This is a genomic window from Streptomyces sp. NPDC127595 (genome assembly GCF_042671685.1).
Lineage (GTDB): Bacteria > Actinomycetota > Actinomycetes > Streptomycetales > Streptomycetaceae > Streptomyces.
Map to the genome: position 1 here is coordinate 83539 of NZ_JBHXWK010000007.1, position 22578 is coordinate 106116.

Consider the following 22578-nt stretch of genomic DNA (forward strand, 5'->3'; position numbering starts at 1 on the left):
CCCACGCGACTTATACGTCCGTCACCCGCAGGCCCGCGTGGGCCTTGTAGCGCCGGTTCACCGAGATCAGGTTGGCGACCAGGGACTCGACCTGGTGGGCGTTGCGCAGCCGCCCGGAGAAGACGCCGCGCATGCCGGGGATGCGTCCGGCGAGCGCCTGCACGATCTCGACGTCCGCGCGCTCCTCGCCGAGGACCATCACGTCGGTGTCGATCTCCGCGATCTCCGGGTCCTGGAGGAGGACGGCCGAGAGGTGGTGGAAGGCCGCGGTGACCCGCGAGTCCGGCAGCAGGGCGGCGGCCTGCTCGGCGGCGCTGCCCTCCTCCGGCTTCAGCGCGTACGCGCCCTTCTTGTCGAAGCCGAGCGGATTGACGCAGTCGACGACGAGCTTGCCGGCCAGTTCCTCGCGCAGGGACTCCAGGGTCTTGCCGTGTCCGTCCCACGGCACGGCGACGATCACGATGTCGCTGCGCCGCGCGCACTCGGCGTTGTCGGCGCCCTCGACGCCGTAGCCGAGTTCCGCGGCGGCGCTCCGCGCGCGGTCCGCGGCGCGCGAGCCGATGATCACCTTCTGCCCCGCCTGGGCGAGGCGGTAGGCCAGCCCCTTGCCCTGGGGCCCGGTGCCGCCGAGTACGCCCACGACGAGCCCGGACACGTCGGGGAGGTCCCAGGGGTCCTTGGCGGGGGCCTTCTGGGCGGCGTTCGGTGCGTTGTCAGTAGAGGTCATGGGCCGACTTTACGTGCGCGGATCCCGGGCGTGGGGGTCAGGTGAGGGCCGTCACGGGGATGCGGCGGAAGGTGATCGTCTCGTACGGGCCGAAGTCGCCCGTCTCATAGAGGAGTCCGACGGTTCCGGCGTCGACGCGGACGAGATCGGAGTACGCGGCGGGCAGTCCGTCGACCGTGTGCGCGGGGCGCCAGGTGACACCGTCGTCGGTGGAGGCGCGGACGGTCATCAGGGCGCGGTAGCCGGGGGCGGCGGGGCCGGAGTGGAGGAGCAGGTCGGGGTCGCGGAGCTGGAGGACGCTGGCCTGGACGACGGGAGCGGTGAGGCCCGCCTGCGGGCGGAAGGGTTTGACCAGGGTCTCGCCGCCGTCGCGGGAGTAGGCGTCGGCGCGGGTGCCGGGGGCGGGTGAGTCGTTGCGGGTGTTGAAGTAGACGCGTCCGTCGGGGAGTTCGGCGGCGGTGGTCTCGTTGGCGTTGATGTAGCCACTGGTGTTGTCGTCGACGTACCCGATGCGCCAGGTCAGGCCTTCGTCGTCGCTCAGCAGGCAGTGGCCGCCGTCGTACCTGCCCTCGGTGCCGGTGTCCGTGCCCTTCGGCGGGAGGGAGTGGTTGGCGGGGACGACGACCCGGCCGGAGGTCAACTGGAGGGCGTGGCCCGGCGTGGTGGCGTACCACCGCCAGGTCTCCCTCTTGGTCTGCGCCGTGATGTCCGTGAGGTTCGACCAGGTGAGGCCCTCGTCGTCACTGTGCTGGACCCAGACGCGGCGGCCGTCGGCGGCGGACACCTCGCCGCGGCGGATCGCGGCCTCGGTGGCCTCGGCGGCGTTGCGGATGTGGACGAGCAGGACGCGGCCGCTGTCGAGGACGATGGGGGCCGGGTTGCCCGCGAGGTGCTCGCCGTTCTCGGCGGCGACCTCGAGCGGTCCCCAGGTGCGGCCGCCGTCCGTGGACCGCTTCAGCACGATGGCGATGTTCCCGTGGTCCTCCCGGGAGCCGACCCTCCCCTCGCAGAACGCGAGCAGGGTCCCGCCGGCGGTGGCGACGACGGCCGGGATACGGAAGCTGGCGTAGCCGTCCTGGCCTGCCTCGAAGGGGACGGAGGTCTCGATGTCGTCGGGAGCTTCGGTGACTTCGGTCGCTTCGGTCGCTTCGGCAGCTTCGGTGTCAGCGGTGACCTCTGTGTCCTCGGTGCTTGTCATGCGTCTCTTCTTACCCGTTGATTCGGTCCATTGCCCAACTTGGGCTAATTCGGGCTGAACTCCGTGTCACGGGTGGCCGGTTGCGGCAGGATGCGTCCCTATGGATGCCGTACGGGTCGCATTGCTGCGCGAAGTGCTCGCCGGGACCGAGTGGTTGGGGGCCACGCGGCGGTTCGCGGGGGTGCTGCGGGGGTCCGTGGTGTCGTACGGGGGCGGGTTGCTGCTGGTGGGTACGGAGGAGTACGAGCCCTGGCATCTCGCCGCGCATCTGGTCGACGAGGCGGCGTGGTCGGGGACGCCGGAGCTGTCGCCGACGCTGGTGCGGCATGCGGCGCGGGGGGCGGATCCGGCTCACCTGGCGGTGGGGCTCGGGCGGATCGAGGCCGCGCGGCGGGGGGAGACGCTGCTCGTGGTGTCGCCGGGTGCGGCGGGGGCGCCGCTGCTGGAGCGGGTTCATGATGCGCGGCGGGCCGGGGCGACTGTGCTTGCGCTGTCCGCGGGGGGTGCGGAGCTGGCTGCGCTGGCTCATGAGTCGCTTGTTGTGCCGGTCGATCCTGAGCTGGATCTTGATACGTTGCAGCATCTTGTGAGTGCGGGGGCTGGGGAGAGTGTGTTGCCCGCGCCGCGGGGGCGGCGCCGCTTTCGTGACCGGCTGTCCCGGCTCGCGGATCAGTTGACGGCTCCGCCGTCGGCCCGGTGGTGACCTCTTCCGCCCGACTTCCTGCCTGCGGCGGGCACCCTCGAACTACCTTTCCCGCCCACCCGCCCGACTCGGCCCGCCCTCCCGCCTGCGGCGGACACCCTCGAACTACCTTTCCCGCCCACCCACCCGAATCGCCATTCCTACCCGCCTGCGGCGGAACGACTCGAAGAGACTCGTGCCTGCGGCGGACCGGCCCGAACCGTCTCCCGCCTGCGGTGGACTGGTCCCAAGCGGCTCCCGCCTCCGCCGGAACGACTCGAACCGGCTCCCGCCTCCGGCGGACGGACCTGGCCCCCGACTCCTGCCTCCGGCGGACAGTCTCGCCGGGCTCTCGGGACCGAAAAGCAGTTGCCTGCTGCTGAAGTCTCCGCCCAGCATGGGCCGTCGTGACCGACGACGACCCCGCACCCTCCTCCACGCCCGCCGGCTCCCCCGGGCTCCGTTCGCTGTTGCCGGATCTTGCGCCCTGGCGGGCCTCGGCCGAGTTCCGTCGGGTGTGGGTGGCGGGGCTGATCACTACGTTCGGGAGTTTTCTGACGTTTGTCGCGCTGCCGGTGCAGATGAAGGAGCTCACCGGGTCCGCGGTGGCGGTGGGGGCGATCGGGGCCGTGGAACTGGTACCGATGGTGGTGTTCGGGCTGTACGGCGGGGCGCTCGCCGATGCCCTGGACAAGCGGAAACTGATCGTCTGCACGGAGGCCGGGCAGGGGGTGCTGTGCGCCGCGCTGCTCGTCAACGCAACCCTGCCGCACCCGACGGTGTGGCCGCTTTACGTGGTCGCCGGACTCAGCTCCGCGCTCGGCGCCGTCCAGCGCCCCGCGCTGGAGTCGCTCATCCCTCGGATCGTGGCGCACGAGCATCTGCCGGCCGCGGCCTCGCTCAACTCCCTGCGCTGGACGGTCGGCGGCGTCGCGGGCCCGGCGCTGGCCGGTGTCGTCGTCGCGTACGCCGGGCTCGGCTGGGCGTACGCAGTGGACCTCGCGACCTTCGTGGTGTCGGTGGTTCTGGTCGTCGGACTGACGGCGTCACCCGCGGCCCACGAGGCCGCGAAGCCGTCGCTGCGGTCGATCGCGGAGGGCGCCCGGTACGCCTGGAGCCGCAAGGAACTCCTCGGCACGTACGCCATCGACCTCGCCGCGATGTTCTTCGCGATGCCGCTCGCCCTGCTGCCCTTCCTCGCAGACGAGCTCGGGGCCCCGTGGTCGCTGGGGCTGATGTACGCGGCACTGCCGGCCGGGGCGCTGCTCGTGACCCTCACCAGCGGGTGGAGCTCGGGCATCCACCGGCACGGGCGGATGGTGGTCCTCGCGGCGGTCGGCTGGGGATTCGCCATCTCCGCCGCGGGTGTGGTGGGCAACGTCTGGCTGGTGCTGCTCTTCCTCGTCCTCGGCGGCGCCTTCGACATGGTCAGCGGGATCTTCCGGGCCGCCATGTGGAACCAGACGATCCCGGACGAGCTGCGCGGCCGGCTCGCCGGGATCGAGCTGCTGTCCTACTCCGCCGGGCCGCAGCTCGGGCAGGTCCGCGCGGGCGGCATGGCGGCGTGGACGAGTGTCCGGACCTCGATCTGGGCGGGCGGGCTGCTCTGCGTCGGGGCGGTCGGGCTCCTCGCCCTCTGCCTCCCGAAGCTGATGACGTACGACGTACGGACGAATCCGCATGCGGTGCGGATGCGGGGCGCGCGGCGGGCGGTCAGCGGGGTTTCGTCGGGTTGACGCCGGTGGGGGCGAGCCCGGCCTGCGGCCGGGCTCTTTTCCCACCCGCACCACCCATGACTGCTAGCTGACAGGTGCAGGCCCCCAGGGCGGGCTGAGCACCATCGGCAGCCGCGGGTTGCCGTCCCGCCCCATCCCGCAGGCTGCCGGCAGGCCGCAGCCCGCCCATGGGCTCAGTCCTCGTCAGGGCCGGGCGCCGCACCCTTCCCGTCGTGCCACTTCGGGTCCGTCTCCCATTCGAGGTTGCGTTCGCGGGCGATCTCCATCGCGCGCTGGGCCTCGGCCCGGGAGGCGTAGGGACCGAAGCGGTCCTTGCCGGGGCAGTCGGGGCCTTCCTCGACGGTCTTGTGTTCCAGGCAGTAGTACCACTCGCCGGGCTTGCCGACGGTGCGCTTCTTGAAGAGGGCCATGACCGGCTCCTTTCGCCACGGACATGGTCCCCCACGCCCGCTGGTTAGACTCGCTGACATGTCTGGCCAGTCGCTGCTCGTACCAGGGGAGCTCTCTCCCACCCGTCCCGTCCCGGGAAACATCAGGCGCCCCGAGTACGTGGGCAAGCCCGCCCCCACGCCGTACACCGGCCCGGAGGTGCAGACGCCCGAGACGATCGAGGCGATGCGCGTCGCCGGGCGGATCGCCGCGCGGGCGATGGCCGAGGCCGCGAAGCTCATCGCGCCGGGCGTCACGACGGACGAGCTGGACCGGGTCGCGCACGCCTACATGTGTGACCACGGCGCCTACCCGTCGACCCTGGGCTACCGCGGATTCCCCAAGTCGCTGTGCACCTCGGTCAACGAAGTCATCTGCCACGGCATCCCCGACTCCACGGTGCTGCGCGACGGCGACATCATCAACCTCGACGTGACGGCGTACATCGGCGGTGTCCACGGCGACAACAACGCCACCTATCTCGTCGGCGACGTCGACGAGGAGAGCAAGCTGCTCGTCGACCGGACCCGCGAGTCTCTCGAACGCGCCATCAAGGCGGTCAAGCCGGGCCGCCAGATCAACATCATCGGCCGTGTCATCGAGTCGTACGCGAAGCGGTTCGGGTACGGGGTGGTCCGGGACTTCACGGGGCACGGGATCAACTCCTCCTTCCACTCCGGGCTGATCATTCCGCACTACGACAGCCCCCACGCGACGACCGTCATCCAGCCCGGGATGACCTTCACGATCGAGCCGATGCTCACGCTCGGCACGCACGAGTACGACATGTGGGACGACGGCTGGACGGTCGTGACGAAGGACCGCAGGCGGACGGCGCAGTTCGAGCACACGCTCGTCGTCACCGGCAGCGGCGCGGAGATCCTCACGCTTCCGTAACCCCCGATCTGCCGACACTTCCCGAGCCTCACAGCCCGCCCTGTTCCCCGGGGCGGGCTTTTCCATGTGGCATGTGGATGTGGGTCTGATCGGGATTCGGGGTACGTTTTTACCGACAGTACGTCGGGAAACTTTACCGACAGGTCGTCGGGAAGTGGTTGACTTAGGTAAGGCTAACCATAGAAAATCGACCCTGCTGCTGTCTTCCCCTTCACCACCGGAGGTCCACCATGAACTCGTCGGGTACGGCGTTCTCGACGCTCATCCGCACCGCTTCGCACGAGCAGCACACGGAGGCGGAGACCTCGACGTTCATGAGTGACCTGCTCGGCGGCAGGCTCGGCGTGGAGGCGTACGCGCGCTACACCGAGCAACTGTGGTTCGTGTACGAGGCGTTGGAGGCGGAGGCCGGGAAGCTGGCGTCCGATCCGGTGGCCGGACCGTTCATCCGGCCCGAGTTGTCGCGCCGCGCCGCGCTGGAGGCCGACCTCGCCCACCTCCGGGGCCCCGACTGGCGCGCGAGCCTCACCGCCCTGTCCGCGACCCGTGCCTACGCGGCCCGCGTCGCCGAGTGCGCCCGCACCTGGCCCGGCGGCTATGTCGCCCACCACTACACCCGCTACCTCGGCGACCTCTCCGGCGGCCAGATCATCCGCGGCAAGGCCGAACAGACCTGGGGCTTCGCCCGCAAGGGCGACGGCGTGCGCTTCTACGTCTTCGAGGACATCACCAACCCCGCCGCCTTCAAGCGCACCTACCGCGAGCTCCTGGACGCCATCCACGCCGACGACCTGGAGAAGCAGCGGATCGTGACCGAGTGCAAGCGGGCTTTCGCCCTGAACACCGAGGTGTTCCATGCCCTGGGGGAGGAGTTCCCGCTGACCGCGTGACGCTCCAGCCCGTCCGGCGTTTGAGGACGAGCGCTTTCGGCGCGATGAGGGGGTCTGAGGCAGAGCCCCCAGGAACAAGGGACGTGCAGGGGCGGCGGTGGCGAATTGCATCCATCAGCGGCTTCGCCGCGGGCCCACCCGCCCTCACCCCCGCATCAACCGCACCCGGCCCCCCACCTCGACCCATCCCCCCGGCTGCGGCGCCGTAAGTATCTGAGACCCGGCCCCCTGGACGATGTTGAGCGCCCGCCCCAGCCGAGCCGTCAGCTGAAGGGCCGCCGCCCCCGTCGCCTCGTCCTCATCGATGCCGTCCCCGCGCCCGGGGAACGCACGGGCACGGACCCGCCCCGCGGCCTCGTCCTCCCACGCCCAGGCGTAGATCCACTCCCCGGCGGGCGGCACGGGCAGCGCGTCCACCTCGTCGGCCGTGGCGTACTGGCGCAGTGTGCGCGGCTCCGGCCACTCCGGACGGGCCTCGATCCAGCTGAACTCACCGTCCAGCCGAACCCCCACCACCCCGGCAGGCGTGACCAGTTCGGGCACATCGAGCAGCCAGCCGGTCCCGACACACGGATGTCCGGCGAACGGCAGCCGCAGCGTGGGCGTGTAGATGTCGATGACCCCGCGCTCGGGGTCGTCCACGAACACGGTCTCGCTGAACCCGAGTTTCGCGGCGAACGCCTGCCGTTCCCCGGCGTCCGGCATGAAGGAGCCCTCGCGGAGGACCCCGAGCTCGTTGCCGTATCGCCCGCCGGGCCCGCAGAAGACCCGCAGCACGTCGTAGTCAGTCACTCCGGCATTCAAACACCACTCGCACAACGAGCCCGCCCCAGTCCACGAACCCGTCGGAGAGCGGCCAGGGCCGGGGCGGGCCGAAACGGCGGTCGTGCCGCCGGACGCGGACTACGAGGCCGTACGCCGCCTGCGCGTCGCGACGACCACACCCGCGCCCGCCGCGACGATCACCGCGGAAGCGGCGCCGAGTGCGCCGACCGGAACCTCCGAGCCGGTCGAGGCGAGCGAACCGGTCGTGCCGCCGGTCGTGGAACCGGTCGTGCCACCGGTCGTGGAACCTGTCGTCGAACCGGTCGTGCCGGTGCCGCCCGTGGTGCCGGACGTGCCCGATCCACCCGAGGTGCCGGAGCCACCGGTGGTCGACTCGTCATCGTCGTCGGGCAGTTGGGCGTCCTCGTCGACCGCGACGGCCAGGTCCACCGGGTCCAGCTCGGTGCCCGCCGTGTAGAACCCGCCGAACGCCTTCGCGCCGGCGTCCGTCAGCGTGGCCGTGACATCGTCGAGCTCGATCACGCCTTCCTGGACGGTGAGTTGACCCGACGCGGCCTTGAGCTTCGCGAGGACGACGTCCTCGGACTTCTCGCCGAGGCTGTCGACGTCGGCGGTCAGTTCGCCCGAGCCGCCGTCGAGTTCGGTCTTGAGGTCGCTGAGGGTGAGGTCGAGGCCGTACTCGCCGTTCGTCTCGTGGCCCTTGAAGTTCACCGCGCCCTTGAAGGCGGCGGAGAGGGTGTCGGCGTCGGTGTCGTAGGCTCCGGTGCCGTCCACGAAGGTGAAGACGCCGTTGCCGGTGGCCTGGGTGGCGCCGCCGGACGCGGTGATGCTGCCCTGGGCGACGCTTCCTACGACGTACGAACGGAAGGACTCCTTCACGCCCCAGCCGAGCGTGCCGTCGACGATCTCGCCCTTGGTGGCGGAGCTCTCGGAGGGCGAGGGACTCGTGGTCTGTGTGGGCGAGGCCGTCGTGGTCTGTGTGGCCGAGGGACTCGTGGTCTGTGTGGGCGAGGCCGTCGTGGTCTGTGTGGCCGTCGGAGTCGGCGTCACGGTAGGCGTCGGGGTCGGGGTCGTCTTCTTCACCAGCGTCAACGGGTCCCCGGCCGCGTTCTCGTAGCTCGGGCTGCCGAGGACGTCCGCCGCCTCCGCCGTCAGCTTGGTCGCCATGTCCTTCATGTCCTGGGTGACGGTCACCGTGGCAAGTGGCGCGTCGTCCGTCGTCGTCGTGCCCGCCGCGGTGGTCTTCGTCACGTCGGCGGTGATCTCGGTGGTGGCACTGTCGAACTTCACGTCGGACAGCGTGATGTCGAAGCCGTGCGCCTTGGAGACGATGTTCAGGCTGCCCTTGAAGCCGAGGGCGACCGTGTGCGCCTCGGTGTCGTAGGTGCCGGTGCCGTCCACGAAGGTGAACGCGCCGTTGTCCGCGGCCTGCGTGGCGCCCTCCGCGGGCGTAAAGGTGCCGGCTGCCATCCCGGTCACATACGTGCGGTACGACTGCTTGATCCCCCACGTCAACTCGTAGCCGGTGAGCGGGGTTTCGGCCGCCGCGGCGGTGGTCGCGCCGGCGGTGGCGAGCGCGGTGGCGCCCAGTGCGGCGGCCGTGGCGACGGCTGCGGCGAGGGCGAGAGGACGGCGTGCTCTGGCGGGCATGGTGGTGGTTCTCCTTGGTAGGCGGTCCGGTCAAGTCGCGGACGGAGTAGGGGAGTTGTAGGTGGGTTCAGTCCTTGCCGGAGACCGCGGCTGACGGGGTGAGGGAGTTCGGTCTCCGCCGGCCGACGGTGTACGGGAGTTCAGTCCTCGCCGGCCGACGGTGCACGGGAGTTCAGTCCTCGTCGGGGACTGGGGCGGCCGTTCGGACTCGGCGCGTGCGGACGACGAACGCGTAGGCCGCGCCCGCCACCAGCAGCGCGCCGGCCGCCAGGCCGATGGGCAGGACCGGTGCGCCGTCGGAGGTGTTCGCGGCGGCCTCGGTCGTGTCGGTCCTGGCTTCGGTCGCCGTCTGAGGGACCGAAGGGGATTGGCTCGCGGTGGCCGAACTGCCCAGGTCGGGCAGGGCGGGCAGCGCCGCGTCGCCGGTGAGGGCGACGGCGAGCGAGAGGGGGTCCATCGCCGTGCCCGCCTGGTACATCCCGCCGAACGCCCTGGCGCCCTGGGCGGTCAGCTTCGTCGGTACCTCGGTCAGCTCGACGAGGTCGTCCTTCGGGGCGAACTCCTTCGCCGTGAAAGTGGCGAGCGCGACCTTCTTTCCGCTGAAGCCCGCGCCCGCCACATCGGCGTACAGCGTGCCCTTGGCGTCCTCGACGGTCACCCGGACGCCGCTCAGCATCAGGTCGAGACCCTGTTCGCCGGTGAAGCGCACCGCGCCGTCGAACTCCGCCTCCAGCGAGCGTGCTTCCTTCTTGTACGTCCCCTCGCCGGCCGGGAAGCGGAAGAGCGCGCCGCCGTCCTGGGCTCCCGACGACAGGGTCCACTTGCCCTGGGCGATGTCCCCGGTGACGTACTCGCGGAAGGTGCGGCGCACGCCCCAGTCGACGGCGCCGTTCGCGATGGCACCCGAAGTCTCCTTCTTCTCGGCGGACTTGGAGGGCGTCGGCTTTGGAGTGCTCGACGGCTTCGGCTCGGCCGCCGCCTGTACGTCCGCGGACAGGCTCACCGGGTCCAGTGCGGTGCCGGCCGTGTAGTACCCGGCGAAGGACTGCGCACCCTGTGAAGTCAGCGTGGCGGGAAGGTTGTTGAGCTGGACGGCGTCGCCGGCGCCCTTCATGTCGATGCCACCGAGGGCGAGGGAAGCGAAGGGCACCTGCGGGGACGTCGTGACCGCCCCCGTGTCCTTCGCCTTGCTGACGATGTCGACGTAGAGGGTGCCGCTGCCGCCTGAGATACGGACGGTGGGGCGGCTGATCGCGAGGTCGAGCTGGTAGGTGCCGTCGTCCTCCTTGTGCCCGACGAAGTGGACCCCGCCGGAGAAGGAGGAGGAGAAGGCACCGGTGTCGCCGTCGTACGTACCTGTCGCCGAGTGGAAGCGGAACTGGCTGCCGCCGACCGTGGCCGCCCCGCCGGTGAGGGAGTAGCTCCCCTTGGCGATGGGCCCGGTGACATAGCTCTGGAAGGAGGACTTGATGCCCCAGTCGAGCCGGCCGCCCTGCACGCTGCGGCCGGCGGCGTGCGCGGCGGTGGCGGGGAGCAGCGCCCCCAGCAGAGCTCCGAGCGCGGTCACACAGACCGCGGAGATCAGGGCCCTCAGGCGCACGGGCATGGTTGTCCTCCGGTACGGGAGCAGGATCCGGCCACTTCTGACGAGGAAAGGCAAGGCTAACCTAAGCTATGCCCCGCACGTGCCGGAAGAGACCGGATGAAGACCGAGAGCCGCATGACGACCGAGAACCGCATAAAGACCGAGAGCCGGTTGAAGATCGCGACCCGGTTGAAGACCGAGAGGACGGATGGACCAGGATGAGGATGAGGGACGGGACCGCGCATCGTCGGCGCACACGAATCGCGGGCGCCCTGCTCTCCGCACTCGCCCTCCTGACGGCCGCGACCGGATGCGGGGGCTCCGCCGAGAGCGCGGAGTCGCCCGACAGTGCCTCTGCCTCCGCCACCGCGGACCGCGTCGAGCCCCTCGCGGATCCCGTCAAGCCCCAACTCCCCGTCACCGTCAGCTCGTCCGCCGGCAAGAAGGTGACGGTCCGGGCCGCCGACCGGATCGTCCCGCTCTCCGGCAGCCTCAGCGAGATCGTCTTCACGCTCGGGCTCGGTGACCGGGTCGTCGCCCGTGACATCACCGCCACCTTCGCGCAGGCGGAGAAGCTGCCGGTGGTCACCCGCAACCACGACGTCTCGGCGGAAAGCGTCCTCTCCCTCAGGCCGGACCTCGTCCTCGCCGAGACGACGACCGGGCCCGCCGAAGCCATGGAGCAGATCCGCGACGCGGGCATCCCCGTCCTCGTCGTCGACCCGGCGCTCGGCCTCGACGACGTCGGCCCGCGCATCCGGGCGGTGGCCGACGCCCTCGGCGTACCGGCCGACGGGAAGCGGCTCACCCAGCGCTCGGAGGACCGGATCGCCGCTGTGCGCAAGGCGATTCCGGCCCGCGAGGAGCATCCGCGCGTCGCCTTCCTCTACCTCCGCGGCACCGCCTCCGTCTATCTCATCGGCGGCAAGGGCTCGGGAGCCACCTCGCTGCTCGAAGCGGCCGGAGCGGTGGACGCGGGCGCCGAGTCGGGCCTGGAGAAGGACTTCACGACCATCACCACCGAGGCGCTGGCCCAGGCCGCGCCGGACGCGATCCTCGTGATGACCAAGGGACTCGAATCGGTCGGCGGGATCGACGGCCTCGTCAAGATCCCGGGCGTCGCGCAGACCCCGGCCGGGATGGAACGCCGGGTCGTCTCGATCGAGGACGGGGTGCTCCTCAACTACGGGCCGCGCACGGACGAAGTCCTCAAGTCGATCGTCGAGCAGCTGTACGGGGACACCGAGTGAGCGTGCGCGAGGAGGCGGTACCCGAGCGCACCCAGGCAGGAAGGCCCGTACCGGGAAAGCCCGTTGGAGCCCAGGAGGGCTCCGCCGCCCGTCCCACCCGCTGGCTGCTCACCACCGCCCTCCTCGCCGCCCTCCTCGTACTCGTCCCCGTCGCCGCGGGGCTCGGCGCCTATCCGATCCCCACCGGTGACGTGCTCGGCTCGGTGCAGCACCGGATCGGCCTGGGCGGGGCCGAGTTGGACCGGGTCGCCGAGTCGGTGCTGTGGAACGTCCGCTTCCCGCGGATCGTGCTCGCGCTGCTCGTCGGTGCCTCGCTGGGCTGTGCGGGCGCGCTGATGCAGGGCGTGTTCGGCAATCCGCTCGCCGAGCCGGGGGTCATCGGCGTCTCCTCGGGCGCGGCGGTGGGCGCGGTCGCCGCGATCTCGCTCGGTCTGAACTTCCTCGGTACGTGGACCGTTCCGGCCTTCGCCTTCGTCTCGGGGCTCGGCACGGTGCTGCTCGTGTACGCGATGTCGCGCTCGGGCGGCCGGACGGAGGTGGTGACGCTGATCCTCACCGGTATCGCGCTGAACGCGTTCGCGGGTGCGCTGATCGGGCTGTTCATCTTCTTCGCGGAGAGCACCGCGGCGGTCAACCAGATCACCTTCTGGCAGCTCGGCTCGCTCTCCCAGGCCACCTGGCCCAAGGTGCTCGCCGTACTGCCCTGCGCGGTCGCCGGTCTGGCCGTCGCGCCCTTGTACGCCCGGCGGTTGGACCTCCTGGCGCTCGGCGAGCGGCCCGCCCGGCACCTGGGCGTGGACGTGGAGCGGCTGCGGATCATCCTGGTGTTCGTCATCGCGCTGCTGACCGCGGCGGCCGTCAGCGTCTCCGGGATCATCGCCTTCGTCGGTCTCGTCGTACCGCATCTGCTGCGGATGGCGGCGGGACCGGGGCACCGCTTCCTCGTGCCGGCCAGCGCGCTGTGCGGCGCCCTCGTGCTGCTCGGCGCAGACCTCGCCGCCCGTACCGTCGCCGCCCCCGCCGAACTCCCCCTCGGCGTCCTCACCGCCCTGCTCGGCAGTCCGTTCTTCCTCTGGCTGCTGCGCAGGACCCGTCGCAGGCAAGGAGGCTGGGCATGAGGTTCCCGCGTACGGGGCGCCCCACGCCCCCTCCCCCGGCCGCGCCCGGCGACGTACTCGCCGAGGCCGAGGGGCTCCATGTCCGGCTCGGCGCCCGCGAGGTGCTGTGCGGTGTGGACGTCACCGCCCGGGCAGGCGAGGTCCTGGCGCTGGTAGGCCCCAACGGTGCGGGAAAGTCCACCCTGTTGGGCGCGCTGGCCGCCGATCTGCGGCCCTCCGCGGGAGTCGTACGCGTCCACGGGCGCCCGGCCGCACAGTGGTCCGCACCCGAACTCGCCCTGCGCCGGGCCGTGCTCCCCCAGTCGGCCGCGCTCTCGTTCCCGTTCACGGTCGACGAGGTCGTACGGATGGGCCGGGCGCCGTGGGCCGGACAGGCCGACGCTGACGATGATGCGGCCGTGGCCGAAGCCATGGCGGCGACGGAGGTCGTGCCGTTCGCGGACCGTCCCTTCTCGGCGCTGAGCGGCGGTGAGCGGGCGCGGGTCGCGCTCGCCCGGGTGCTCGCCCAGCGCGCTCCCCTGCTGCTGCTCGACGAGCCGACCGCCGCTCTCGATCTGCGGCACCAGGAGCTGGTGCTCCGGGTCTGCCGGGAAAGGGCGCACGCGGGGGACGCCGTGGTCGTGGTGTTGCACGATCTGGGGCTCGCGGCGGCGTACGCGCACCGGGTGGTGATTCTGTGCGCCGGGCGCGCGGTGGCCGACGGACCGCCGGCCGGGATCTTCACCGACACCTTGCTCTCGGATGTCTACAAGCAGCCGGTCGAGGTGTTTCCGCACCCGCGCACCGGCGAGGTCCTGGTCAGCCCTCGCCGACGCCCTTGACCTGGTTTTTACCATCCCTTGGGGTGCGGATTGAGCCACCGTGATCAGGTCGCGCTCATACACCGTCCATGAGAGCTGAATCACTGGACGGACGGGTACCACTCAGGTAAGCCTCAGATAAGTTAGGTCCGCCTCACCTGGATCTTTGCCGTATCTGCCGTATCTGCCGTATCTGTGAACCCGCCGAGCCCCGCTTGGAGCCTTAATGCGCCCCGTCCGCCTCTCCGTCGCCACCGCCGTAGCCAGCGCGGCGGTTCTGACCGCCGTCACGGGCTGCACCGAGAAAAGCGACGCTTCGAGCAGTGACAACCTCGTCGAGGTGACCGCCACCGACTCCAAGTGCGAGGTGTCCAAGAAGGAGTTTCCGGCCGGGCACGTCAAGATCTCCGTGGAGAACAAGGGCTCCAAGGTGACCGAGATCTATCTCCTCTTCCCGGACGACCGGATCGTCACCGAGCGCGAGAACATCGGCCCGGGCACCAAGCAGACGGTCACCGCCGAGGTGAAGGCCGGCGACTACACGATCGCCTGCAAGCCGGGCATGAAGGGCGACGGCATACGCCAGGACGTCACGGCCACCGGCGGCACGGTCGCCAAGCGCGACCCGCGGCTCGACAAGGCCGTCGCCGTCTACCGCTCGTACGCGCAGGTGCAGGCCGACGAGACGCTGCCCAAGGTCAAGGTCTTCACCGACGCCGTCAAGGCCGGCGATCTGGAGGCCGCGAAGAAGGCGTACGCGCCCTCGCGCATCGGCTGGGAGCGCACCGAGCCGGTCGCCGAGTCCTTCGGTGACATCGACCCGAAGGTCGACGTCCGCGCGGACGGTCTGGAGCCCGGCCAGGAATTCACCGGCTGGCACCGCCTGGAGAAGGCCCTCTGGCAGGACAAGAAGATCACCGACACGGAGAAGACTCTCGCCGACCAGCTGGTGACGGACCTGACCGACTGGCAGAAGCGGGTGGGCAAGGCCGACATCACCCCGACCTCCATGGCCAACGGCGCCAAGGAACTCCTCGACGAGGTCGCCACCGGCAAGGTCACCGGCGAGGAGGAGCGCTACTCGCACACCGACCTGGTCGACTTCAAGGCCAACGTCGAGGGCGCGGAGAAGTCGTACACGCTCCTGAAGCCGGTCGCCGGTGAGAACGACGCGGCGCTGACGAAGGAACTGGACAAGCAGTTCGCGGCGCTGAACACGCTGCTCGACAAGTACCGCGCGGACAAGACCTCCTACGAGTTCACCTCGTACGACAAGGTCGGCGACGCCGACCGCAAGGAGCTCTCGGACGCGGTCAACGCGCTCGCCGAGCCCCTGTCCAAGCTCGCCGCCGCTGTCGTGAAGTAGACGAGGGGACATCATGACGGATACCTCCAACGGGCCCGCTCCCTCCCGGCGTTCGCTGATCGGCTGGGGCGGCGCGGGGCTCGCGCTCGGTGCAGCCGCTGCCGGTGGCGCGGTGGCTATGGCCCGTACGGGCAGCGATGTGGAACCGGCCGCCGAGTCCGGCGCCGCGATCGCCTTCCACGGAACGAACCAGGCGGGCATCGCGACACCGGTGCAGGACCGGCTGCACTTCGCCGCGTTCGACGTGAAGACGGACGACCGCGCCGAGTTCGTCCAGCTCCTGAAGGACTGGACCGAGGCGGCCCGGCGGGTCACCGCCGGAGAGGCGGTCGGTGAGGGCGCGTACGGCGGCCTGGCCGAGGCGCCGCCGGACGACACCGGTGAGGCACTGGGCCTCAGTCCCTCGCGGCTGACGCTGACGATCGGCTTCGGGCCCTCGCTCTTCGAGAAGTTCGGCCTGGCGGACCAGCGGCCGGCGGCCCTCGTCGATCTGCCGCAGTTCGCGGGCGACAACCTGGACAAGAACCGCAGCGGCGGCGACCTGTGCATCCAGGCGTGTGCGGACGACCCGCAGGTCGCGGTGCACGCGATCCGCAACCTCGCCCGGATCGGCTTCGGCAAGGTCGTCATGCGCTGGTCCCAGCTGGGCTTCGGCAAGACCTCGTCGACCACACCGGACGCGCAGACCCCTCGTAACCTCATGGGCTTCAAGGACGGCACCCGCAACATCGCGGGGACGGAGACCGACCGGCTGAAGAAGTTCGTGTGGGTGGAGGAGGGGGACGAGAAGGGCGCCGCGGCCGCCTGGATGACCGGGGGCTCCTACCTCGTCGCCCGGCGCATCCGGATGAACATCGAGACCTGGGACCGGACTTCGCTCCAGGAGCAGGAGGACATCTTCGGCCGCGACAAGGCCGAGGGCGCCCCGGTCGGCAAGGCGAAGGAGCGCGACGAGCCGTTCCTGAAGGCGATGAAGCCCGACGCGCACGTACGGCTCGCGCACCCCGACTCCAACCATGGGGCGACACTCCTGCGCCGCGGCTACTCCTTCACCGACGGCACGGACAACCTCGGCCGCCTGGAAGCGGGCCTGTTCTTCCTCGCGTACCAGCGCGATGTGCGCACCGGCTTCATCCCGGTGCAGCGCAGCCTGGCCGCCGACACGCTCAACGAGTACATCCAGCACGTGGGTTCGGCGGTCTTCGCCATCCCACCGGGCGTCCGGGACAAGGACGACTGGTGGGGCCGGGCGCTGTTCTCCAAGGAGGCTTAGCCGTGTTCGCGAACTATCTGATCGGTCTGCGCGAGGGTCTGGAAGCCAGCCTCGTCGTCTGCATCCTGGTCGCCTATCTGGTGAAGACCGAGCACCGCGAGGCGCTGCGGCCGATCTGGATCGGCATCGCCGTCGCGGTGCTGATCTCGCTCGGCTTCGGCTTCGGCCTGGAGTACGGCTCGCAGGAGATGACCTTCAAGGCGCAGGAGGCGCTGGGCGGTTCGCTGTCGATCGTGGCCGTGATCCTGGTGACCTGGATGGTCTTCTGGATGCGGCGCACGGCACGGCATCTCAAGGCGGAACTGCACGGCAAGCTGGACTCGGCGCTGCTGATGGGCACCGGGGCACTGGTGGCCACCGCGTTCCTGGCGGTCGGCCGGGAGGGCCTGGAGACCTCGCTGTTCGTGTGGACGTCGGTCCACGCGGCCGGCTCCGAGGACGGCACGTTCGAGCCGCTGCTCGGCGCCCTGCTCGGCCTCGCCACGGCGGTACTGCTCGGCTGGCTGTTCTACCGGGGAGCGCTGCGCATCAACCTGGCCAAGTTCTTCACCTGGACCGGCGGCATGCTGGTCGTCGTCGCCGCGGGCGTGCTGGCGTACGGCTTCCATGATCTCCAGGAGGCCGACTTCCTGCCGGGCCTGACGAACAGGGCGTTCGACATCAGCGGGACGATCCCGCCGGACAGTTGGTACGGCACCCTCCTCAAGGGTGTCTTCAACTTCCAGCCCGACCCGACCGTCCTCCAGGTCACGGTGTGGGCGCTCTATCTGATCCCGACGCTCGCGATTTTCCTTGCCCCGGTAGGGTTCGCCTCCGGGAAGGGGAAGGTGAAGACACCTGATGAGCAGGGATCGCAGGGTTCGCGGGGATCGCAGCATTCGAAGGCTTCGCAGTCGTAGTCGATTCGCCCTGGCAACGGGCGCGGTGACGGTTCTGTCCTTGACCGCGAGCGGCTGCCTGGTGGTGCACGGGGAGCGGGAGATCGTGCCGGCGGCGACCCGGACGGAGGCCGCCCGCGCGCTCAGCGACTTCACCACCGCGTACAACAAGGCGGACAAGGCGTACGACCGCTCGCTGGACGCCGGCCATGTCACCGGCCCGCTGTCCGACATCGACGGCGCGAAGCTGGACGCCGGGCACGAGAACAGCCCGGCCGGCAACCCGGCGCACGCTCCGCTGGAGCTGACCGACGCGAAGTTCACCATCCCCGAGAAGGCGGGCTGGCCGCGCTGGTTCCTGGCGGACACCCAGGCCAACAAGGGCGCGGACGACACCCGTTGGCTGCTGGTGTTCACCCGGGGCAGCGCGAGCGACGTGTGGGAGGCCTCGTATCTGACCGTCCTGGCGACCGATGACGTACCGGAGTTCGAGAAGGATTCGGACGGCTGGGCGCAGCCGGTCACGGCGGACGACGCGGCCCTCGCGATCGAGCCGGACAAACTCGGCCAGGCGTACACGACGTATCTGGCGCGCGGCGGCGACACCTTCGCGCCCGGCGCCCACACCACCGAGTGGCGGGCCCAGCGCGAGAAGAACGCGAGCAAGCCGGGTCTGGCCCGGCAGTACGTCGACGAGCCGATCAACTCCGGCGACTACGCCCCCGTCGGGCTGCGCACCACGGACGGCGGCGCGCTGGTCTTCTTCGCCACCCGCCACTACGAGAAGCAGACCGCCGCGACGGGCGTCGACCTCAACGTCACCGATGCGAGCATCAAGGCCTTGATGACCGGCGAGCTGAAGCAGTCCCTCACGCTGGAGTTCGTCTCCAACGAGGCGGTGCTCGACCCGGCGAAGGGGGCGGGGAACCAGCAGGTGGAGTTTTTGAGCCGGGTGCAGGGGCTGACGGGGGCGAAGGGCGAATAGCCCCCTCGCCCATGGGGGTTCAGCCTCGCTGTGGGTTCGGCCCCGGTGGGGGTTCAGCCCCGGTGGGGCCAGGCCGCCAACTGGTCCGAGCCGTCTCCCACATAGCGGGCACAGGCGTCGGTGAGCATCTCAAGGATGGTGAGCGGGTCCGGCAGGGGGTGCTCGGGGCCGCGTACCCAGTCGACCGTCAGATCACCGGGGAGCTGGGCCGGCGGCACGAGGACGTACGACCCGCGACAGTGCCAGCGCAGCCCCGGGTGCTCGTCCATCGTTTCGGGGTGGCAGTCCAGCTCGCAGGGCCACCACTCGTCCGGGTCCTCAGGTGTACCGCGGGTGGCCGTGAAGAAGAGCATGCGGTCGGCGCCGGACTGGGCGACGGGTCCGACCTCGATCCCGGAGGCCAGCAGCCGCTCCAGCGCCTCGCGCCCCGCCTCCAGCGGCACGTCCAGGACGTCGTGCACCATGCCGGTCGCGGTGATGAAGTTGGCGCGCGGCTGGTGCCGGGCCCAGCGCTCGATCTGGGCGCGGTCGGTGGTGGACTGGGTCTGCCAGGCGAAGGAGATGGGGTGGCGCGCGGGGGTGGGACAGCCGACGCGGTCACAGGAACACCGGTACCCGGAGGGGTACGCGGCCTGCGCGAGCGGCAGCCCGGCTGCGGCAGCGGCGAGCAGCAGGGCTTCACGCCCGCTGCCGTCGTCGGCGGTCTCCTTGGGGCGGCGGCCACGCAGCCACTGGGAGATCCTGCCCTGCGCGCCGGAGCGGCTGCCGAACTCTGCGCTCATGTATCGCCTCGCCTCGCCGTAGTGGCCACGTCTTGCGTCCTGCCCTATGGTCCCACCATCCTGCGCCCCGGGTGGCCAGAGCTGACATCCGGGGTGGGTGGGGGCGATGCGCCTGCGGCAGGAATCAGGCGTGTTCGCGTATTTTGGTGTGATTTATCCCGCTGCCATCCCGCGTGGAGCGGCTGCCGCTCAACGCGGGGCGAGGCCATGGAGGGCGTACTCGACGAGGGTGTCCGTGTACGCGTAGTCGATCGGGCCGGTGCGCTGGAGCCAGCGCTGGGCGAGCGGGGAGACCCAGAGTTCCAGGGCGATGCGCAGGTCGATGCCCTGGCGGACCTGGCCGGCGTCCTGCGCGGAGCGCAGCCGCTTCACATACAGCTGGAGCTGGGGTTCGAGGAGTTTCGTCACGAACTCGACGCCGACCTGCTCGTTGACGACACCCTCGGCGGCCAGCGCGCGCGAGGGGATCTCGAACTTGGGGTCGAGGAGCTCGTCGACGGTGGCACGCAGGACCAGCTTGAGGTCGGCCTCCAGATCGCCGGTGTCCGGGATCTCGTACGCCGCCTGCTCCCCCAGGATCTCCGGCCGGGCCGCGGCCTCCGCCGCCTGGGCACTGAGGTCGATGAACGCCTCCAGGAGCACGTCCGCCTTCGACGACCACCAGCGGTAGATCGTCTGCTTGCCGACGCCGGCACGGGCGGCGATGCCCTCGATGGTGGTCTTCGGGTAGCCGACCTCGCCGACGAGGGCGAGGGCGGCGTCGTAGATGGCGCGGCGGGACTTCTCACTGCGGCGAGTGGAGTCGGGGGTGGGCTTGGCGGGGGGCGGGACGAACTTACCCGGAGACCGAGGGGGCTTCTGGACCATGGGGCGAATTTATCAGGTTGACAAGACGATGCGTCTCGCTGGACAGTGGTAGGGATCTGGCGAGACGTAACGTCTCGCCATAAACCGGAAAGGGAGACCCGAGATGAGCCGAGGCGGAAACATGCTGGGCGTCGGCGGAGCCCGCAGCAACCTGGGCCGCAAGGCACTGCGCGGCGGAGGCCGGGGCAACCAGGTCGGCGTGGGCCAGGACCCCCTGGCCCTGAAACGTGAACTGCTGCGCAAGCTGCAGGAAGAGCGCCGCAGTGCGGAGGAGCGGAGTTAGTCCCTCTGAAGCGGAACCCCGTTCCCTGGGGCGGAGCCAGCACCCCTGAAGCGGAGTCAGTTCCCCTGGGGCGCAGTCAGTCCCCCTGGGGCGGCGGCCAGGCGTCGCCCCAGTCCGCGTCGCGGGCCGCCTTGTACAGGATCCCGTGGCGCTTGCTGACCGTCTCCCGGCGTAGGGAGGGCTCCGTCTCGCACAGGTCAAGGAGCACCTGGCCCTTGCGGATCTGTGGCTTGCGGACGACGCGGGACGGCGCCGGGGCCGGCGGGAAGCGGGTCGCGGCGACATAGCTGAACTTCTCGTCCTCGTACGGCAGGGAGCCGCCCTTGACCTGGCGGTGCAGGGAGGAACGGCTGACCCTGGCCGAGAAGTGACACCAGTCCTCGCCGGGGACGATGGGACAGCCCGCGCTGTGCGGACAGGGCGCGGCGACCTGGAACCCGGCGCCGGTCAGGCGGTCGCGGGCCTCGATGACGCGGGCGTAGCCGTCGGGGGTGCCCGGCTCGATGATCACGACGGCCTGGGCCGCGGACGCTGCGGCGTCGACGACGTGGGCGCGGTCGGCCTCGGTCAGTTCGCCCAGGACGTAGGAGACGGTGACGAGATCAGTGCTCTCGATGGTGAGCGCCGCTCCGATACGAGAGCGGTGCCACTCCGCGGCCTTCAACTCCGGGTTCGCCGCGGCGAGTTCCCGGCCCAGCGCGAGGGCCGGTTCCGCCCAGTCGAGCACCGTGACCGGGCGCGTGCCCTCCCAGGTCGCGTTCACCGCCCAGGTCGCCGCGCCGGTGCCGCCGCCGACGTCCACATGGCTGTCCGGCGCCCAGCCGGGGGCCGCGTCCGCGAACGCGTCCAGTGCGGTGCGTACCGCCTCGAACGTCGCCGGCATCCGGTACGCGGCGTACGCGACCACGTCCTCGCGGTCGCGCAGCACCGGGGTGTGGGTCGGGGTGCGCCCCCGGTAGTTCGCGATCAGCCGCTCCACCGCCTGCGCGGCCGCCTTCGGGGGGAGGCCGTCGAGGAGGCCGGCGAGGGCGGTACGGAGGGTTTCGGCGGGGGCGGCGTTCACGTCGTGATTCTACGGTTGGCGGGGTGGGGGTTGGTTTCCTCGCCCCCTCCGCCCCGTTTCAGCCCGTCCGGCTTTTGAGGACGAGCGCGCTCAGCGCGAAGCGGGGGTCTGGGGGCGGCAGCCCCCAGGAACAAGGGACGGGCAGGAGCGGAGGGGGCGAAAAACTACCCGCCCCCAGCGCCCCGCACCGCACGCGCCACCCGCGTCCCCGCCGCCGCCCGCGGCCCGTTGTCGGCCGGCCGGCGCCGCGGATGCACCGTGTTCGCCAGCAACACCACAAACGTGTCCGTCGCCGGATCCAGCACCAGCGACGTCCCCGTGAACCCCGTGTGCCCCGCCGCGCCGCGCCCCGCGAGGTCCCCCATGAACCAGGCCTGGTCGAGGGCGAAGCCGAGGCCGGGCGGGGTCAGCATGAGTTCGACGTAGTCGGGGCCGAGGATGCGGGCGGGACCGTAGGAGCCGCCCGCGAGGAGGGTGCGGCAGAAGACGGCAAGATCGCGGCCCGTGGAGAAGAGGCCGGCGTGACCCGCCACACCGCCGAGGGCCCAGGCGTTCTCGTCGTGGACCACTCCACGCAGCATCCCCCGATCGGCTTTGGCCCACGGCCACCGCTGGTCCTCCGTGGCCGCCGCCCCGGGACAGGGCCCGAAACCCGTGGCCGTCATCCCGAGCGGCCGGGTGATCCCGTCGCGCACGAGGACGTCCAGCGTGCGCCCGGTGACGCGCTCCAGGACGTGCTGGAGGAGGAGCAGGTTCACGTCCGAGTAGACGTACTCCCCCGGCTCCGACTCGGGCGCCTCCGCCCGGAGCATCGCGAGCCGCGCCCGGTCGTCCGGGCAGTCGTACAGCGGGACTTCGGGCCGCAGCCCGGAGGTGTGGGTGAGCAACTGCCGTACGGTCACGCCGTGTTCGACGACCGCGCGGAAGTCCGGCAGATACGCGCCAACACGCGCGTCGATGCCGAGGGTGCCCCGCTCGAGCTGCTGCACGGCGGCGACCGCCGTGAACAGTTTGGTGAGGGACGCCAGATCGAAGGGTGTGTGAACGGTCGCGGGCACCCGTGCCCCGGGCGGCAGTTCGACCCCTGTCTCCGTCTCACCGTCGTACGAGGCGTAGCGGACCGCCCACCCCGCCGCCTCCTCGACGGCGATGACCGGGCCGCGCCCGGCGACCAGGACGACGCCCGCCGCCCAGGGGTCCGCCCCGCCGGTGAGAGCGCGGGCCTCCCGTACGAGATGTTTCAGTTCTCCGGGGTCGAGCCCGGCCCGTTCCGGTGAGTCGATGCGCAGTCTCGGTGCGCTCAGCTGTCCGCCGCCTTTCCGTCCGATGGTGC

Annotated in this window: 22 protein-coding genes; 12 read left to right on the top strand and 10 right to left on the bottom strand. The window is 70.9% G+C overall.

The window, feature by feature from the left end; all coding sequences use genetic code 11:
* Window positions 1-10 precede the first annotated feature (10 nt).
* Both npdG and ACFVKT_RS23065 read right to left on the bottom strand, forming a co-directional pair.
* Window positions 11-727: an NADPH-dependent F420 reductase gene (gene npdG, locus ACFVKT_RS23060; protein WP_385734365.1), complete on the bottom strand. Its 717-nt coding sequence runs from the start codon at window positions 725-727 to the stop codon at window positions 11-13.
* Between the two features lie 37 nt (window positions 728-764).
* Window positions 765-1925: an exo-alpha-sialidase gene (locus ACFVKT_RS23065; protein ID WP_385734367.1), complete on the bottom strand. Its 1161-nt coding sequence runs from the start codon at window positions 1923-1925 to the stop codon at window positions 765-767.
* Between the two features lie 100 nt (window positions 1926-2025).
* Here ACFVKT_RS23065 and ACFVKT_RS23070 point away from each other — a divergent pair, with 100 nt between their 5' ends.
* Together ACFVKT_RS23070 and ACFVKT_RS23075 are read left to right on the top strand one after the other, a co-directional pair.
* On the top strand, window positions 2026-2628 hold the full coding sequence (locus ACFVKT_RS23070) for a hypothetical protein (protein ID WP_385734369.1): 603 nt from the start codon (window positions 2026-2028) through the stop codon (window positions 2626-2628).
* 386 nt (window positions 2629-3014) lie between these two features.
* Window positions 3015-4343 (top strand): MFS transporter, encoded by a 1329-nt coding sequence (locus ACFVKT_RS23075; RefSeq protein ID WP_385734371.1) that lies wholly within the window; start codon window positions 3015-3017, stop codon window positions 4341-4343.
* Between the two features lie 173 nt (window positions 4344-4516).
* Here the strand turns inward: ACFVKT_RS23075 and ACFVKT_RS23080 are convergent, their stop codons facing one another.
* A complete protein-coding gene (locus tag ACFVKT_RS23080) occupies window positions 4517-4753 on the bottom strand; it encodes a hypothetical protein (RefSeq protein ID WP_385734373.1) in 237 nt (78 codons plus the stop codon).
* 58 nt (window positions 4754-4811) lie between these two features.
* On the opposite strand from ACFVKT_RS23080, the gene map reads away from it, so the two are divergent.
* A complete protein-coding gene (gene map / locus ACFVKT_RS23085; RefSeq protein WP_385734375.1) occupies window positions 4812-5669 on the top strand; it encodes a type I methionyl aminopeptidase in 858 nt (285 codons plus the stop codon).
* A gap of 230 nt (window positions 5670-5899) precedes the next feature.
* A complete protein-coding gene (locus ACFVKT_RS23090) occupies window positions 5900-6559 on the top strand; it encodes a heme oxygenase (biliverdin-producing) (protein WP_385734377.1) in 660 nt (219 codons plus the stop codon).
* 144 nt (window positions 6560-6703) lie between these two features.
* On the opposite strand, the gene ACFVKT_RS23095 is transcribed toward ACFVKT_RS23090, so the two are convergent.
* The 3 genes from ACFVKT_RS23095 to ACFVKT_RS23105 form a co-directional block, all read right to left on the bottom strand.
* Window positions 6704-7351 (bottom strand): PhzF family phenazine biosynthesis protein, encoded by a 648-nt coding sequence (locus ACFVKT_RS23095; protein ID WP_385734379.1) that lies wholly within the window; start codon window positions 7349-7351, stop codon window positions 6704-6706.
* Between the two features lie 111 nt (window positions 7352-7462).
* The gene (locus ACFVKT_RS23100) at window positions 7463-8995 is read right to left on the bottom strand and encodes an HtaA domain-containing protein (RefSeq protein WP_385734380.1); all 1533 of its coding nucleotides are present in this window, start codon (window positions 8993-8995) and stop codon (window positions 7463-7465) included.
* A gap of 172 nt (window positions 8996-9167) precedes the next feature.
* Entirely contained in the window at window positions 9168-10601 is a 1434-nt protein-coding gene (locus tag ACFVKT_RS23105; protein WP_385734382.1) for an HtaA domain-containing protein, read from the bottom strand.
* Window positions 10602-10804: 203 nt separating this feature from the next.
* Here ACFVKT_RS23105 and ACFVKT_RS23110 point away from each other — a divergent pair, with 203 nt between their 5' ends.
* The 7 genes from ACFVKT_RS23110 to ACFVKT_RS23140 all read left to right on the top strand — a co-directional run bounded on the left by ACFVKT_RS23110 (window position 10805) and on the right by ACFVKT_RS23140 (window position 18250).
* Window positions 10805-11830, top strand: a complete 1026-nt coding sequence (locus ACFVKT_RS23110) for a hemin ABC transporter substrate-binding protein (protein WP_385734384.1) — start codon at window positions 10805-10807, stop codon at window positions 11828-11830.
* A gap of 104 nt (window positions 11831-11934) precedes the next feature.
* Complete coding sequence (locus ACFVKT_RS23115; protein ID WP_385735007.1) at window positions 11935-12948, top strand: FecCD family ABC transporter permease; 1014 nt, start codon at window positions 11935-11937, stop codon at window positions 12946-12948.
* Window positions 12945-13769 carry a heme ABC transporter ATP-binding protein gene (locus tag ACFVKT_RS23120; RefSeq protein ID WP_385734385.1) on the top strand — a complete coding sequence of 275 codons (825 nt, stop codon included), beginning with the start codon at window positions 12945-12947 and terminating at the stop codon, window positions 13767-13769. The genes ACFVKT_RS23115 and ACFVKT_RS23120 overlap by 4 nt, the downstream gene beginning before the upstream one ends.
* Window positions 13770-13974: 205 nt before the next feature.
* Entirely contained in the window at window positions 13975-15114 is a 1140-nt protein-coding gene (efeO, locus tag ACFVKT_RS23125; RefSeq protein ID WP_385734387.1) for an iron uptake system protein EfeO, read from the top strand.
* A gap of 13 nt (window positions 15115-15127) precedes the next feature.
* Window positions 15128-16387 carry an iron uptake transporter deferrochelatase/peroxidase subunit gene (efeB, locus tag ACFVKT_RS23130; protein ID WP_385734389.1) on the top strand — a complete coding sequence of 420 codons (1260 nt, stop codon included), beginning with the start codon at window positions 15128-15130 and terminating at the stop codon, window positions 16385-16387.
* Between the two features lie 2 nt (window positions 16388-16389).
* Window positions 16390-17286, top strand: a complete 897-nt coding sequence (gene efeU, locus ACFVKT_RS23135; protein WP_385734391.1) for an iron uptake transporter permease EfeU — start codon at window positions 16390-16392, stop codon at window positions 17284-17286.
* Window positions 17228-18250, top strand: a complete 1023-nt coding sequence (locus tag ACFVKT_RS23140; protein WP_385734393.1) for a hypothetical protein — start codon at window positions 17228-17230, stop codon at window positions 18248-18250. Before efeU ends, ACFVKT_RS23140 begins: the two co-directional genes overlap by 59 nt.
* 53 nt (window positions 18251-18303) lie before the next feature.
* Here ACFVKT_RS23140 and ACFVKT_RS23145 read toward each other — a convergent pair whose 3' ends face one another.
* Together ACFVKT_RS23145 and ACFVKT_RS23150 are read right to left on the bottom strand one after the other, a co-directional pair.
* On the bottom strand, window positions 18304-19032 hold the full coding sequence (locus ACFVKT_RS23145; protein ID WP_385734394.1) for a bifunctional DNA primase/polymerase: 729 nt from the start codon (window positions 19030-19032) through the stop codon (window positions 18304-18306).
* Between the two features lie 189 nt (window positions 19033-19221).
* Entirely contained in the window at window positions 19222-19899 is a 678-nt protein-coding gene (locus ACFVKT_RS23150) for a TetR/AcrR family transcriptional regulator (RefSeq protein ID WP_385734396.1), read from the bottom strand.
* 103 nt (window positions 19900-20002) lie between these two features.
* Between ACFVKT_RS23150 and ACFVKT_RS23155 the strand changes: the two genes are divergently transcribed.
* Window positions 20003-20182, top strand: a complete 180-nt coding sequence (locus tag ACFVKT_RS23155; protein ID WP_385734398.1) for a DUF6243 family protein — start codon at window positions 20003-20005, stop codon at window positions 20180-20182.
* Between the two features lie 76 nt (window positions 20183-20258).
* Here ACFVKT_RS23155 and ACFVKT_RS23160 read toward each other — a convergent pair whose 3' ends face one another.
* On the bottom strand, window positions 20259-21245 hold the full coding sequence (locus tag ACFVKT_RS23160) for a small ribosomal subunit Rsm22 family protein (protein ID WP_385734400.1): 987 nt from the start codon (window positions 21243-21245) through the stop codon (window positions 20259-20261).
* A gap of 164 nt (window positions 21246-21409) precedes the next feature.
* Window positions 21410-22573, bottom strand: a complete 1164-nt coding sequence (locus ACFVKT_RS23165; RefSeq protein ID WP_385735009.1) for a serine hydrolase domain-containing protein — start codon at window positions 22571-22573, stop codon at window positions 21410-21412.
* Window positions 22574-22578: the final 5 nt, after the last annotated feature.

Coding starts and splice junctions, on each gene's coding strand:
- ACFVKT_RS23145 (WP_385734394.1), bottom strand. CDS start 19,032: ATGAGCGCAGAGTTCGGCAGCCGCTCCGGCGCGCAGGGCAGGATCTCC.
- ACFVKT_RS23100 (WP_385734380.1), bottom strand. CDS start 8,995: ATGCCCGCCAGAGCACGCCGTCCTCTCGCCCTCGCCGCAGCCGTCGCC.
- efeO (WP_385734387.1), top strand. CDS start 13,975: ATGCGCCCCGTCCGCCTCTCCGTCGCCACCGCCGTAGCCAGCGCGGCG.
- ACFVKT_RS23155 (WP_385734398.1), top strand. CDS start 20,003: ATGAGCCGAGGCGGAAACATGCTGGGCGTCGGCGGAGCCCGCAGCAAC.
- efeB (WP_385734389.1), top strand. CDS start 15,128: ATGACGGATACCTCCAACGGGCCCGCTCCCTCCCGGCGTTCGCTGATC.
- ACFVKT_RS23070 (WP_385734369.1), top strand. CDS start 2,026: ATGGATGCCGTACGGGTCGCATTGCTGCGCGAAGTGCTCGCCGGGACC.
- ACFVKT_RS23120 (WP_385734385.1), top strand. CDS start 12,945: ATGAGGTTCCCGCGTACGGGGCGCCCCACGCCCCCTCCCCCGGCCGCG.
- ACFVKT_RS23110 (WP_385734384.1), top strand. CDS start 10,805: ATGAGGGACGGGACCGCGCATCGTCGGCGCACACGAATCGCGGGCGCC.
- npdG (WP_385734365.1), bottom strand. CDS start 727: ATGACCTCTACTGACAACGCACCGAACGCCGCCCAGAAGGCCCCCGCC.
- ACFVKT_RS23105 (WP_385734382.1), bottom strand. CDS start 10,601: ATGCCCGTGCGCCTGAGGGCCCTGATCTCCGCGGTCTGTGTGACCGCG.
- ACFVKT_RS23080 (WP_385734373.1), bottom strand. CDS start 4,753: ATGGCCCTCTTCAAGAAGCGCACCGTCGGCAAGCCCGGCGAGTGGTAC.
- ACFVKT_RS23090 (WP_385734377.1), top strand. CDS start 5,900: ATGAACTCGTCGGGTACGGCGTTCTCGACGCTCATCCGCACCGCTTCG.
- ACFVKT_RS23150 (WP_385734396.1), bottom strand. CDS start 19,899: ATGGTCCAGAAGCCCCCTCGGTCTCCGGGTAAGTTCGTCCCGCCCCCC.
- map (WP_385734375.1), top strand. CDS start 4,812: ATGTCTGGCCAGTCGCTGCTCGTACCAGGGGAGCTCTCTCCCACCCGT.
- ACFVKT_RS23140 (WP_385734393.1), top strand. CDS start 17,228: ATGAGCAGGGATCGCAGGGTTCGCGGGGATCGCAGCATTCGAAGGCTT.
- ACFVKT_RS23065 (WP_385734367.1), bottom strand. CDS start 1,925: ATGACAAGCACCGAGGACACAGAGGTCACCGCTGACACCGAAGCTGCC.